A 13769-nucleotide genomic window follows, 5' to 3' on the forward strand; every position below is an offset into this window, starting at 1 on the left:
GACCGGGGCCGTGAAGCCAGCGTCCTTGAAGGCCGTTGCGATGGCACCCGTCACCGCGTCGGCGTCGGACGCTCTGACGATGGCGATGCACGAGCCGCCGAAGCCGCCACCGGTCATCCGCGCGCCCAGGGCTCCGTGCGACCGCGCGGTCGCCGTCGCGACGTCGAGCTCCTCGCACGACACCTCGTAGTCGTCGCGCAGCGAGGCGTGCGAGGCGTCGAAGAGCCGACCCACCTCGTCGAGGTCCCCGGCCTCGAGGGCCGCGACGGCGAGGGTGACCCGGTCGATCTCGGTCACGACGTGGCGGACCCGTCGCCGCACCTCGTCGGACCCGAGCTGCTCCAGAGCGGCGTCGAGCCCGGACGGGTCGATCTCGCGGAGCGTCTCGATCCCGAGGTCCCGCGCAGCCTGCTCGCACGCGTCGCGGCGGGCGGCGTACTGGCCGTCGACGAGCGCGTGCTCGGCCTTGGTGTCGGTGACGAGAAGGACGTAGCCCGCGGCGTCGAGGTCGAAGGGCACGTGCCGCGTATCGCCCGACCGGCAGTCGAGCAGGAGCGCGGCCGCCTCCTCGCAGAGCAGCGACGCCGACTGGTCCATGCCTCCAGTGGGAGCGCCGGCGATGACGTTCTCCGCCTCGACGCAGCGCGCGGCCAGCCGCGCCCGACCGTCGGCGGACCCCAGCAGGTCGAGGTCGAAGAGGTCGCTTGCAGCTGCGGCGACCGCGCACTCGAGGGCTGCCGAGCTCGAGAGCCCTGCCCCGAAGGGCACGGTGGAGTCGACGAGCACGTCGAGACCCCCGACGGTCAGGCCGTCCCGCCGCAGCGCCCACAGCACGCCGGCGACGTAGGAGCCCCAGTCGCCGGGCTGCTCGGGCGAGATGTCGTCGAGGGCGACCTCGACGACTCCGTCCTGCTGGGCGGAGGCCATCCGGACGACACCGTCGTCGCGCCGGGCCACGGCGGCATACGTCCGCTGCGGCAGGGCGATCGGCAGGCACAGCCCGCCGTTGTAGTCGGTGTGCTCGCCGATGAGGTTGACCCGGCCGGGGGCCGACCACACGCCCGCGGGGGCACTGCCGAAGGTCCGCTCGAAGGCCTCGGCCACCGCCTCGACGACCTCGGCGGGAGGGCGTTCGCTCACGGGGCGACCTCCCGCAGTCGAGCCGCGGCCCTCTCCGGGGCGACGTCGTTGACCCAGCCGCCGACGCCGGACTCGGATCCGGCGAGGAACTTGAGGCGCCCCGGCCCGCGCAGCACCGACATGAGCTGCAGGTGCAGCCGCGAGACGTCGCGCCCGGTCTTCGCCGGGGCCTGCTGCCAGGCGGCGATGTAGGGCAGCGTCACCGGCGAGCCGTCCTCGTTGACGTAGTAGCGGTCGAGGCGGCCGAGCAGGTCGCGGTAGATGACGGCCAGCTCGTCGCGCTCCTCGTCGCCGAGCGCCACGAGGTCGGGCACGTCGCGGTGCGGGGCCAGGTGCACCTCGAGCGGCCAGCGCGCTGCGAAGGGGACGTATGCCGTCCAGTGCGTCCCCGAGACGACCACCCTTGAGCCGTCGGCCTGCTCGGCCGCGAGGATGTCGGCGCCGAGGAGCCGACCGGTGCGCTCGTGGTGGCGGCGAGCCGTCTCGAGCAGTGACTTCGTCCGGTCGGGCACGTAGGGGTAGGCGTAGATCTGCCCGTGCGGATGCGGGAGTGTCACGCCGATCTCGCGACCGCGGTTCTCGAAGGCGAAGACCTGCTCGACCTCCGGGATGGCGCCCAGGGCCTCGGTGCGCTGGGCCCACGTGTCGATGACGGTGCGCACCCGCCCGACCGGGAGGTCCTTGAACGAGGACTCGTGGTCGCTCGTGAAGCAGACGACCTCGCAACGGCCGACGGCTGGGCGCGTGTCGAAGATGCCGCTCGGGTCGGGGGCCTCGGCCCCGACCGAGGTGACGGCATACGACGGGAACCGGTTCTCGAAGACGACCACCTGGTAGTCCCGCTCGGGGATCTCCGACGGCACGGACCCGTGTCCGGCGGGGCAGAGCGGGCACTCGTCCTTGGGCGGCATGAAGGTGCGGTGCTGGCGGTGCGCGGCGACGGCGACCCAGTCGTCGACGAGCGCGTCGTGGCGCAGCTCGCCCGACTGCACCCGCGGCTCCACCGGGCGCGGGTCCTCGGCGATGCGCTCGGGCGTGCCCGGCTCGTCGACGTAGATGATCTCCCGACCGTCGGCGAGGCTCCGCGACGTGAAACGGATGCTGGTCCGGCTCGAGGTCGACATCATGCCTCCACGATCTCGAGGGAGCCGACGACCTCGCGCGCGGCCGCGCGGGCACGGTCCGGGAGGGAGGAGTCGGTGACGAACAGGTCGACTTCGGAGAGGTCGGCGAAGGTGCTGAGTCCGACGGTGCCCCACTTCGAGGAGTCGGCGAGCAGGCACACGTGCCGCGCGGACGAGATGAGGGCCTGGTTGGTCTCGGCCTCGACGAGGTTGGGGGTGGTCAGGCCGGTCCGGTCGTCGACGCCGTGCGCACCGAGGAAGAGCAGGTCGACGTGGAGGGCGCGCAGGGCCGAGACGGCGACCGGGCCGACGAGGGCGTCGGAGGGGGTACGCACCCCACCGGTGAGCACGACCGTCTGGCCCGGTGCGCCCGACTCGTGGAGCAGCTGCGCGACGGGGACGGAGTTGGTCACCACGGTCAGCTGCGGGATGTCCTTGACGGCTCGAGCCAGCTCGTAGGTCGTCGTGCCGGCCGAGATGCCGATGGCGCTGCCGACCTCGACGCGCAGCGCCGCGGTCTTGGCGATGGCCTGCTTCTGGGCCCGCTGGAGCAGCGACTTCGCCGAGAAGCCGGGCTCCTCGCTGCTGCGGGTGTCGCCGAGCGCCAGGGCGCCCCCGTGCACGCGCTCGAGCAGGCCGTCGGTCGACAGGCGCTCGATGTCGCGGCGGATCGTCATGTCGGACACCCCGAGGCGCTCGACGAGGTCGGACACCTTGACGGCGCCCGACTCCTCGACGAGCTCGAGGATGACCGACCGCCGCTGGCTGGCGAGCATCGTCAGTCCTCTCTGAGCACGGCCACGCCACCCGGGGCGAGGCGGACGGTGCCGTCGACAGGGGCGTCCGCGACGAGGTCGTACCCACTTGCCGAGATGGTGTGCGCCGTGTCCGTGTGGTTGAGCAGGAAGAGCCACGAGCGGCTCCCGTCGCTGCGGCGGGTCGTCTCGACGCCACGGGGAAGACCGGGCACGGCGGGCTCGACCCGGGCGGCGGAGAGCACGTCGTCGAGCAGGGCGCCGAGGGTCGCGTCGTCAGGGAGGGTGCTGAGGTACCAGGCAGATCCGGCGTTGTCGTCACCGGCCCGACGGGTGACCGCGGGTCGGCCGGTGAGGGGACCCTCGGCATACGTCGTCAGCACGTCGGTGCCGGGCAGGGCGGTCACGTCCTCGCTCCACCACGTGCCGGTGCCCTTGCCGAGGGCCACCGTCTCGTCCGGGCCGAGTGGGAAGAACTCCTCGACGCGGACGCCGAGCAGGTCGCGGAAGGCGCCGGGGTAGCCGCCGAGCCGGACGTGGTCGTTCTCGTCGCTGATCCCGGAGAAGTAGGTGACGAGCACCTGTGCTCCCGCCTCGGCGGCGGCCGCGATGCCCGCGGCGTGCTCGTCGCTGACGAGGTAGAGCTGCGGCACGACGACGAGGTCGTATGCCGTGAGGTCGGTTGACGGGTGCACGACGTCCGCCGTGACCCCGCGGTCGTGCAGCGCTCGGTGGATCGCCTGCGCCGCGGCCAGGGCGTCGAGCTCGGAGCTCGGCATGCACGGTCCCTCGGCGGCCCAGATGGCCTGGTAGTCATGGAGGATCGCGACGCGGGACTCGACGCGGCTGCCGACGAGCTCGCCGAGACGGCCGGCGATGCGGCCGAGCTCCTCGACCTCGCGGAAACGGGCGCTGTCGGCGCCCGCGTGCGGGACGACGGCGCTGTGGAACTTCTCCGACCCGGCGCGCGACTGTCGCCACTGGAACCAGCCGATGGTGTCGGCGCCGCGGGCCACGTGGGCGAGCGCGTCGCCGATCGTCTGGCCGAAGGCCTTGGCGTGGTTGGTCGGCTGCCAGTTGACGGCGCTCGTGGAGTGCTCCATGAGCATCCATGGCCGGYCGCCGGCGAGACCCCGCGTCAGGTCGCCGCTGTAGGCGAGCTCGGCCCGGGGGTGCGGCAGCGCGTCGACGATGTAGTGGTCGGTGCTGACGACGTCGACGGTGGGCGTCCACTGCGAGTAGTCGAGGTGGCGGAAGTGGTCGAGCGTCATGAAGTTCGTCGTCACCGGCACGCCGGGGGAGAGCTCGTCGAGCACCGCGCGCTCGGCTCGCATGTGCTCGAGCAGGGCATCGGAGCTGAAGCGCTTGTAGTCGAGCACGTGGGTCGGGTTGTTGAAGGTCGTCGACCGCCGCGGGGGCAGGATCTGCTCCCAGTCGGTGTAGCGCTGGCTCCAGAAGGCGGTGCCCCACGCGTCGTTGAGGACGTCCAGGGTCACGTAGCGGCGCTGCAGCCAGGCGCGGAAGTGGCGGGCGCACTCGTCGCAGTAGCAGGGCAGGTTGTGGCACGCGTACTCGTTGGAGACGTGCCACATCGCGAGAGCCGGGTGCTCGTGGTAGCGGGTGGCCAGCTGCCGGGTCAGGGCCACGGCGTAGTCACGGAAGACGGGTGACGTGGGGCACCAGGTCTGCCGGCTGCCCGGCCACAGCGTGTGGCCGTCGACGTCGACGGGCAGGATCTCGGGGTGGGCGGCCGAGAGCCACGGCGGCGGCGTCGCGGTTGCGGTTGCCAGGTCGACGGCGATGCCGCCGGCGTGGAGCTTGTCGAGGATCGTGTCGAGCCACTCGAACTCGTACTCGCCCTTGGCCGGCTCGAGCCAGCTCCACGAGAAGATGCCGAGGCTGACGAACGAGATGTTGGCGCGCTGCATCAGCTCGACGTCCTCGTCCCAGACAGGGCGAGGCCACTGCTCCGGGTTGTAGTCGCCACCGAGTGCCAGGGTCTTCGTCGGCCATGAGCGCATGGGACACAGGGTGTCTCCTGGGGACTCATGGTGTCAACATTTTCAAACACGATCATTCGGTAAGTTGCGCAACTGTCGACGCTGCGACGGCGCCGCCCCGCGCAAGGCGGTCGAGCGGGCACGCTGCTCGTGGACGCGACCGCCGGCACGGTCACTCCGCCTCTTATGGGCGCGAATTCCGTTTACAACGGTGTACATCCGGCTCTGGGGCTGCTGCGTTGGTCTCGGTTCGGCCGCGGACGACTGTGGGTCTCGACGAATCTCTTGACACGGCCTGCGGGCGCCGACATTCTCTGTTTGTTGTTGGAGGTTTCTGGTGACGGATGTTCGACTCTGTCCCTTTGCCTGACAACGAACCCGGCCCAGCGTCAAAGGAGACCGCAATGACCCGCCCCTCGAACGAGGCCGAGTACCTCGCCCGCATGGTTCCCCCGTCCGTCCGCGGAGTCGACCGCCGGACCCTGCTGCGCGGCGCCCTCGGCGTCGGCGCCCTGCTCGGCGCCGGCGGCCTCGCCGCGTGCAGCTCCAGCGGTTCGAGCAGCACCGGCGTCCCGACGGGGGCCGTGACCGGCACCGTGACCGTGGGCTCCAACCAGTCCGACGCCGTGCCGAAGGCGGCTGTCAAGTCCTACATGGACGCCTTCGCCAAGGCGAACCCCGGCACGACGGTCAAGATCAACACCGTCGACCACAACTCCTTCCAGGAGAACATCAACAACTACCTGCAGGGCTCGCCGGACGACGTCTTCACGTGGTTCGCCGGCTACCGCATGCAGTTCTTCGCCGAGAAGGGGCTCGTCGGCGACCTCACCGACGTGTGGAAGAACATCACCGGCATGAGCGACGCCCTGAAGAAGGCCTCCACCGGCGCCGACGGCAAGCAGTACTTCGTGCCGATCACCAACTACCCGTGGGCGGTCTTCTACCGCAAGAGCCTGTTCAAGGACAAGGGCTACCAGGTCCCCAAGACCCTCGACGAGCTCAACGCGCTCGGTGCGCAGATGAAGAAGGACGGCCTCGCCCCGATCGCCTTCGGCGACAAGGACGGCTGGCCCGCCATGGGCACCTTCGACCAGATCAACCTGCGCGTCAACGGCTACGACTACCACGTCAGCCTGATGGCCGGCAAGGAGGACTGGACCGACCCCAAGGTCAAGAAGGTCTTCGACACCTGGGCCGGCATCCTCCCGTTGCACCAGCCGGACTCGCTCGGTCGCACCTGGCAGGAGGCGGCGCAGTCGCTCCAGCAGAAGAAGTCGGGCATGTACGTCCTCGGCTCGTTCGTCGCCCAGCAGTTCGCCAAGGGCGCCGAGCAGGACGACCTCGACTTCTTCGGGTTCCCCGAGATCGACTCGACGGTCGGCACTGACGTCGTCGAGGCCCCGATCGACGGCTACATGATGAGCGCCAAGCCGAAGAACGAGGCCGCCGCCAAGAAGCTGCTCCACTACATCTCGCAGCCCGAGGCGCAGCTGCTCGCCCTCAAGGCCGACCCGAGCGTCATCGCGACGAACGGCACCGCCGACACGAGCAACTACACCGCCCTGCAGAAGAAGTCGCTCGAGTTCGTCAAGTCCGCCAAGTCGATCACGCAGTTCATGGACCGCGACACCCGCCCTGACTTCGCCTCGACCGTGATGATCCCGGCGATCCAGAGCTTCATCAAGAACCCGAAGGACATCGACAGCCTGCTGACGAACATCCAGGCCCAGAAGAAGAGCATCTTCGGTTCCTGATCGAGAGGCGAGCTCCGATGGCGGGCAAGAGAAAGTACAAGGGAATCGACCAGCTCTCGACACGGGACAAGGTCGTCGTAGGCCTCATGGTCATCGTGCCGACGGTCCTAGTCGTGTGGCTCGTCTGGCTCCCGGCGGTCGGCACGGTCCTGCTCTCCTTCACCAACTGGGACGGGATCGGGCCGCTCTCCGGCATCAAACCGGTGGGGTTGCAGAACTACCGGGACATCGCGACGATCTACCCGCCGTTCTGGCCGGCGATCCAGCACAACCTGATCTGGCTGGCGGTGCTGTTCCTGATCGCGACCCCGCTCGGCATGCTCTTCGCGGTGCTCGTCGACCGTGGGCTGGCGGGCACGCGGTTCTACCAGACGAGCATCTACCTGCCGGTGGTGCTCTCGCTCGCCCTGATCGGCTTCATCTGGCAGCTGATCTACTCGCGCGACCAGGGACTGCTCAACGCGATCACGGGGGGCACGACCGACTGGTACGGCGACCCGAACGTCAACCTCTGGGCCGTCCTGGTCGCCGCCAGCTGGCGGCACGCCGGCTACATCATGCTGCTCTACCTGGCCGGCCTAAAGGGGGTCGACCCGTCGCTGCGCGAGGCGGCCAAGATCGACGGCGCGAGCGAGACGACGACGTTCTTCCGGGTCGTCTTCCCGGTCATGCGGCCGATCAACATCATCGTCGTCGTCGTGACCTTCATCGAGTCGTTGCGGGCCTTCGACATCGTCTGGGTGATCAACAAGGGCCGCAACGGTCTCGAGCTCATCGGGGCCCTCGTCACACAGAACGTCGTCGGGGAGGCGAGCCGCATCGGCTTCGGGTCGGCGCTCGCGACGATCATGCTGCTCATCTCCAGCGTGCTCGTCGTCATCTACCTGCGCATCGCCATGAAGGAGGACTGACCATGTCCGTCGCCCCGAACCCTGTCGAGGAGCGCCAGCAGGCGATGCTCAAGTCCCATGAGGGCGGCGCCCGGTCGGGCCGGCGCTGGTTCCTGCCGCTCGTCCTGACGCTGATCTCGCTGATCTGGCTCTTCCCGCTGCTGCTCGCGCTGGTCAACTCGTTCCGCGACTACGCCTACACCGCCAAGAACGGCTACATCTCGTGGGGAGGCTTCACGCTCGACAACTACAAGAACGCCTGGCAGCAGGGCGACTTCGGGCTGCACTTCATGAACTCGCTGATCATCACGGTTCCGGCGGTGATCCTCACGCTCTTCCTGTCCTGCTGCGTCGCCTTCGTCGTTGCGCGCTTCTCGTACAAGTTCAACCTCGCGCTGCTCGGCTTCTTCCTGGCCGCGAACCTCTTGCCACCGCAGGCCCTGCTCATCCCGGTCTACCGGATGTTCCGCGCCATCTCGGTGCCGCTGTGGGTCAGCGACTCGGGCACGCTGCTCAACAGCCTCCTCGGTCTGATCCTCGTCAACATGGCGTTCCAGATCGGCTTCTGCGCCTTTGTGCTGAGCAACTACATGAAGGCCCTACCCCGCGAGCTCTACGAGTCGGCTGTCATCGACGGTGCGAGCGTCACGCGGCAGTTCTTCCAGATCACGCTGCCGCTGTGCCGTCCGGCTATCGCTGCACTCGCCGTGCTCCAGACGACGTGGATCTACAACGAGTTCTTCTGGGCCACCGTGCTGCTCCAACAGGGCGACAAGTATCCGGTCACCAGCTCGATCAACAACCTGCGGGGCCAGTTCTTCACCGACAACAACCTCGTGGCAGCGGGATCCGTGATCATCGCGATCCCGACGCTCGTGATCTTCTTCGTGCTCCAACGACACTTCGTCGCCGGCCTGACGCTCGGCGCAACCAAGGGATGACGTGACCGACCTGACGACCGACCTGTCCACGCTCCACATCGAGTCCGCCGGGACCGCGCTCGTGCTCGAGCCGCGCCCCGGCGGCTCGGGGCTGCCCGAGGTGGTCCACTGGGGAGGGGTGCTCGAGGGAGGTGCCAGCACGTATGCCGTCCTCTCCGCCGTCACGACGGCACCGGTCCCGCCCAGCGCGATCGACGCAGCCTGGCCGCTCACGGTGCTGCCCGGCGAGGCCGACGGCTGGTCGGGCACGCCCGGCTGGTCGGGTCACCGGGACGGGGGCGCCGGCGCCGTGCGGTGGCACGACGTGACGTGCGCCGCCGAGGGCACCACGATCGTGACGCGCGCCAGCTCGCCGGACGGCATACGCCTCGAGCTGCGGCACGCCCTCGACGAGCACGGTGTGCTCCGCGTCGATGCGTCCGTGACCAACAGGAGCGACGACAGCGCGCCGCTCGACGTCTCGGCCCTGCGCGCGATCCTGCCGCTGCCCGTGCGCGCCGACGAGGTGCTCGACCTCACCGGTCGCTGGTGCCGTGAGCGGTCGCCGCAGCGCAGCCGGCTCGACCACGGCGCCCACCTCCGCGCGAGCCGGCGCGGCCGCACCGGCCACGACGCGACGTTGCTGATGATGGTGGGCACCCGTGGGTTCGACTGGCGCACAGGCGAAGTCTGGGCGGTGCACACCGCGTGGAGTGGCAACCACGAGCACCTCGTCGAGGCGCTGCCCGAGGGCGCCGGACGCCACCACGCCGTCCTCGGCGGCGGCGAGCTGCTGGCTCCCGGCGAGGTGCGCCTCGCCCCGGGGGAGACGTATGCCGCCCCGACCGTCGTCTTCGTCCACTCGACCGAGGGGCTCGACGGCCTCTCGCGCCGTCTCCACCGCAGCCTCCGGGCCCGCGCCGGGCACCCTTCTCGTCCAAGGCCCGTCGTGCTCAACACGTGGGAGGCCGTCTACTTCGAGACCGACCTCGACCACCTGAAGTCCCTGGCCGACACGGCCGCCCGCATCGGCGTCGAGCGCTTCGTCCTCGACGACGGCTGGTTCGGCGGACGGCGGCACGACCGCGCCGGCTTGGGGGACTGGGTCGTCTCGACCGACGTCTGGCCCGAGGGCATGGGGCCGCTCGTCGACCACGTCAAGGACCTCGGCCTCGAGTTCGGGCTGTGGTTCGAGCCCGAGATGGTCAACGAGGACAGCGACCTGGTGCGCGAGCACCCCGACTGGGTGCTGCGCCCGGCCGCCGGCTCGCCGCGCGCGTGGCGCTGGCAGCAGCTGGTCGACCTGACGAACCCGGCCGCGTTCGAGCAGCTGCTCGAGCGGATCAGCGGGCTCGTCGCCGACATCGGCATCGACTACATCAAGTGGGACCACAACCGGGACCTCCTCGAGGCCGTCCACACCGTCGACGGCCCGGGTGGTCGACGCGTCGACGCCCCGGCGGTGCACGCCCACACCCTCGCCTACTACCGGCTGCTCGACGAGCTCCGGGCGCGGCGCCCGCGGCTCGAGATCGAGTCGTGCAGCAGCGGCGGCGCGCGTGTGGACCTCGAGGTGCTCGACCACACCGACCGGATCTGGACGAGCGACTGCAACGACGCGCTCGAGCGGGCCAGCATCCAGCGCTGGACGAGTCTGCTCGTGCCGGCGGAGCTGATGGGCACCCACATCGGTCCGGCCACGGCGCACACGACGCACCGCGTGGTCGACCTCGGCTTCCGCATGCTCATGGCGCTCCAGGGCCACCCCGGTCTCGAGTGGGACATCACCACGTGCTCCGACGACGAGCTGGAAGCACTGACGGCATGGACCGCGCTCGCGCGGGAGCTGCGACCGCTGCTGCACACCGGTGACCTCGTGCGCTCCGAGAGTCCGGACGGCACCGTGCTCGTGACGGGCACGGTCGACGCCGACCGCAGCCACGCGGCATACTCCGTCGCCCGGCTCGTGACGGGCCGCGACGCGGTCACCGGGTCGCTGCCGCTGCCGGGTCTCGACCGCACCCGGTCGTATGCCGTCCGCGTCCGCGCCGAAGCGGGGTTGCCCGCCGTCGTGCAGCACGTCGCACCGGCCTGGTGGGAGCGGGCCCTGGCTGAAGACGGCCTCGTCGTGCCCGGCGCGGTGCTGACGGGGGTGGGACTCCCCGTTCCTGCGATCGGCCCCGCCCAGGGCTACCTCCTCGACGTCCGCGCCCGCTGACCCCGCCCCTCGACGGGTGGGCGTCAGGGGGTACGGGCGCTGTGGCACTCCCGGCAGGTGCCGAGCAGGGCGGCGTGGCCGGTGTCGACGACGAAGCCGACCTCGTCGAGCAGCCGCCGGGCCACCTCGTCGAACACGTCCGGTGCCACGTCGAGCACCCGTCCGCACACGTGGCACTGGACGTGGGCGTGGGCGTGGTCGTGATCGTGGACGTGCTCGTCGGCCGGCGCTGGCTCGGCGAGGTGGTAGACCGTGGCCGAGCCGCCGAGGTGGACGTGAGACAGGACGCCGGTCTCGACGAGCGAGGTGAGGGTCCGGTAGACGGTTGCCCGGTGGACGGACGGCTCGGCCTCGGCGACGCGAGCCCCGATCTGCTCGGCCGTGAGGTGCTCGTCGGCGAGGTCGGCCGCGTCGACGACGCGCAGGACGGCATACCTCGCGGGCGTGACGCGCTCGCCCGCGGAGCGGAGGTGGGAGACGGCACCGGCCACGCGCGGGCTCTCGGCAGTGGGGGACACGCACCCATTATCGGCAGTGGCAGACTCTCCCCGTGCGCGCACTCACCAAGCTGACCGCAGGCCCCGGCCTCACGCTCGTCGACCGCCCGGAGCCCGAGTGCGGGCCCGCGGACGTCAAGATCCGCGTCCTGCGGGCCGGCCTCTGCGGCACCGACCTGCACCTGGCCGGCTGGGACGACTGGGCGCAGGCAACCGTCACCCCGCCGCTCGTCATCGGCCACGAGTTCTACGGCGAGGTCGCCGAGGTCGGTGAGGACGTCATGGGCTTCGCCGTCGGTGACCGCGTGTCCGGTGAGGGCCACATCGTGTGCGGTCGCTGCCGCAACTGCCGGGCGGGGCGCCGCCACCTCTGCATCCGCACCCAGGGCATCGGTGTCAACCGCGACGGTGCCTTCGCCGACTACGTCGTCATCCCGGCGAGCAACGCGTGGATCCAGCCCGCCGACCTCGACCCCGACCTGGGCGCCGTCTTCGACCCGCTCGGCAACGCGACGCACACGGCCCTGCAGTGGCCGATGGTCGGCGAGGACGTCGTCATCACCGGTGCCGGCCCGATCGGCGTCATGGCCGCCGCGATCGCGCGCCACGCGGGCGCCCGCTACGTCGTCGTCACCGACGCGAGCGACTACCGCCTCTCGCTCGCCGAGCACGCCGGGGCCGACCTGACGATCAACGTGACGCGCGAGAGCCTCGCTGACGCCCAGGCCCACCTCGGCATGAAGGAGGGCTTCGACATCGGCCTCGAGATGTCGGGAGCCGCTCCGGCCGTCACCGACATGATCGCCAACATGAACCACGGCGGCCGCATCGCGCTGCTCGGCCTGCCGCACCAGAGCTACGAGCTCGACTGGGGCAAGGTCATCACCCACATGATCACGCTCAAGGGCATCTACGGCCGCGAGATGTACGACACGTGGTACGCCATGTCGCAGATGATCGCGACCTCGGAGCGCTTCCGCGCCGCCGTCACCCAGGTGATCACGCACCGCTTCCCCGCCGAGCAGTGGGAGGAGGCCTTCGAGACCGCGCGGTCAGGTCAGTGCGGCAAGGTCGTCCTCGACTGGAGCTGAGGGGTTTTCGTATGCCGTCTGCCCCCGACCCGAGTGCCCGTCCCCGTCCGCTCGTGCTGCTCCACGGGCTCGGCCAGTCGCCCATCGCGTGGCAGGACTTCGTGTCCGCCTACGGCGCCGGTCGTCCCATGACGGCACCCTGGATGAAGGGCCTCAAGCCCAAGGATCCCGTCGGCTTCGACCTCGGCGCCGCGGCCGCTGGCGTCGCCGACGAGCTCGAGCTGCAGGGCGTGCGGCAGGCCGACTTCGTCGGAGTGTCCGTCGGTGCGAGCGTCGCGCTGCGCCTCGCAGTGGAGCGGCCCGAGCTCGTCGGACATCTCGTCCTCGGCGGCGCGCTCGTGCGACCCAGCAAGGGAGCCCTGCGCATGCAACGCCTCGCGATGCGGCTCGTGCCCGAGGGCAAGCTCGTCGACGCCGGTGTCTCGCGCCCGCGGATGCTCGCCGTGCTCGACGCGCTCAAGGGCTTCGACGGGACCGAGTCGCTGCGGTCGATCACCGCGCCCGTGCTGCTCGTCGCCGGGTCGAAGGACAAGGCCGGCATCACTGCAGCACAGGAGCTCTCGAAGCAGCTGCCGACCGCGCGCCTACATGTCATCGACGGCGCCGGCCCGCTCGTCAACACCGAGTCGGCGCGCGAGCTCGCCGACCTCACCCACGCCTTCCTCGACGCACCTGGCAGCGAGGGCTGAGACCCAACGCGCATGCTGTCGTAGGTTCAGACGGTGAGCACCCTCCTGCTGGCCCTCGTCGTCATGCTCGGCGTCATCGTGCTCACGCCGGTCGCCGACCGGGTGCGAGTGCCGCAACCGGTGCTGCTGACCGTCTTCGGGCTGGCCCTGGCACTCGTCACACCGGTCAACCCGCTCTCCTTCGACCCCTCCCTGATCCTGCCGGTGGTGCTGCCGCCACTGCTGTTCGCTGCGACGCAGCGCACGACCGTGACGGAGTTCCGCGAGCACGCCCGCCCGGTGTTCGTGCTGGCCGTCGGCCTCACCCTGGCCACCATGGCGGTGGTCGCCGTCGTCGCGCACGCAGCCGGGCTGTCGTGGTCGGTGGCGTGGGTGCTGGGCGCCATCGTCTCCCCGCCCGATCCGGTCGCGGCCACGGCCGTGGCCCGGCGGCTCCGGCTGCCCCACCGCCTGGTCACGATCCTCGAGGGCGAGGGCATGTTCAACGACGCGACGGCCCTCGTGGCCTACAAGGTGGCGATCCTCGCGGCCGTCACGGGCGGCATCACCGGCGGGCAGGTCGCCCTCGAGCTGCTCGAGGCGGTCGTCCTAGGCGTGCTGGGCGGCCTCGTCCTCGGCGTCGTCGCCCGGTTCGTGCTCGCAAGGATCCATGACGCGTACGTGGAGACGACGGTCACGGTGCTCGTGC

12 protein-coding genes are annotated in these 13769 nt (G+C 70.5%); 7 read left to right on the top strand and 5 right to left on the bottom strand.

Going from position 1 to position 13769, the window contains the following annotated elements:
- From galK to AC1DP0_RS07735, 4 genes are all read right to left on the bottom strand, one after another.
- A partial coding sequence (galK, locus tag AC1DP0_RS07720) for a galactokinase (RefSeq protein WP_478083389.1) occupies positions 1-1140 on the bottom strand: 1140 nt, incomplete at its 3' end.
- On the bottom strand, positions 1137-2264 hold the full coding sequence (gene galT, locus AC1DP0_RS07725; protein ID WP_478083409.1) for a galactose-1-phosphate uridylyltransferase: 1128 nt from the start codon (positions 2262-2264) through the stop codon (positions 1137-1139). The genes galK and galT, both read right to left, overlap by 4 nt.
- Positions 2264-3040: a DeoR/GlpR family DNA-binding transcription regulator gene (locus tag AC1DP0_RS07730; protein ID WP_478083391.1), complete on the bottom strand. Its 777-nt coding sequence runs from the start codon at positions 3038-3040 to the stop codon at positions 2264-2266. The genes galT and AC1DP0_RS07730 overlap by 1 nt, the downstream gene beginning before the upstream one ends.
- A 2-nt stretch (positions 3041-3042) precedes the next feature.
- Entirely contained in the window at positions 3043-5040 is a 1998-nt protein-coding gene (locus tag AC1DP0_RS07735; protein ID WP_478083393.1) for a beta-galactosidase, read from the bottom strand.
- A gap of 383 nt (positions 5041-5423) precedes the next feature.
- Here AC1DP0_RS07735 and AC1DP0_RS07740 point away from each other — a divergent pair, with 383 nt between their 5' ends.
- Genes AC1DP0_RS07740 through AC1DP0_RS07755 form a run of 4 tightly spaced genes read left to right on the top strand, consistent with a single transcriptional unit; the run spans position 5424 to position 10804 of the window.
- Positions 5424-6776, top strand: coding sequence for an ABC transporter substrate-binding protein (locus AC1DP0_RS07740; protein WP_478083394.1), 1353 nt, complete (start codon positions 5424-5426; stop codon positions 6774-6776).
- Between the two features lie 17 nt (positions 6777-6793).
- Positions 6794-7687 (top strand): carbohydrate ABC transporter permease, encoded by an 894-nt coding sequence (locus AC1DP0_RS07745; RefSeq protein ID WP_478083396.1) that lies wholly within the window; start codon positions 6794-6796, stop codon positions 7685-7687.
- Positions 7688-7689: 2 nt separating this feature from the next.
- Positions 7690-8607, top strand: a complete 918-nt coding sequence (locus AC1DP0_RS07750; protein ID WP_478083398.1) for a carbohydrate ABC transporter permease — start codon at positions 7690-7692, stop codon at positions 8605-8607.
- Position 8608: 1 nt separating this feature from the next.
- Positions 8609-10804: an alpha-galactosidase gene (locus tag AC1DP0_RS07755; protein ID WP_478083400.1), complete on the top strand. Its 2196-nt coding sequence runs from the start codon at positions 8609-8611 to the stop codon at positions 10802-10804.
- A 23-nt stretch (positions 10805-10827) separates the two neighbouring features.
- Here the strand turns inward: AC1DP0_RS07755 and AC1DP0_RS07760 are convergent, their stop codons facing one another.
- Positions 10828-11322 (bottom strand): Fur family transcriptional regulator, encoded by a 495-nt coding sequence (locus AC1DP0_RS07760; protein ID WP_478083402.1) that lies wholly within the window; start codon positions 11320-11322, stop codon positions 10828-10830.
- A gap of 32 nt (positions 11323-11354) precedes the next feature.
- Between AC1DP0_RS07760 and tdh the strand changes: the two genes are divergently transcribed.
- The 3 genes from tdh to AC1DP0_RS07775 all read left to right on the top strand — a co-directional run.
- Entirely contained in the window at positions 11355-12392 is a 1038-nt protein-coding gene (gene tdh, locus AC1DP0_RS07765) for an L-threonine 3-dehydrogenase (RefSeq protein ID WP_478083404.1), read from the top strand.
- A gap of 11 nt (positions 12393-12403) precedes the next feature.
- Positions 12404-13081 carry an alpha/beta fold hydrolase gene (locus AC1DP0_RS07770; RefSeq protein ID WP_478083406.1) on the top strand — a complete coding sequence of 226 codons (678 nt, stop codon included), beginning with the start codon at positions 12404-12406 and terminating at the stop codon, positions 13079-13081.
- Between the two features lie 33 nt (positions 13082-13114).
- Positions 13115-13769, top strand: a 655-nt coding sequence (locus tag AC1DP0_RS07775; RefSeq protein WP_478083407.1) for a cation:proton antiporter domain-containing protein, incomplete at its 3' end; no start/stop codon positions are given.

The sequence above is a fragment of the Terrabacter sp. P5_B1 genome (genome assembly GCF_056400505.1).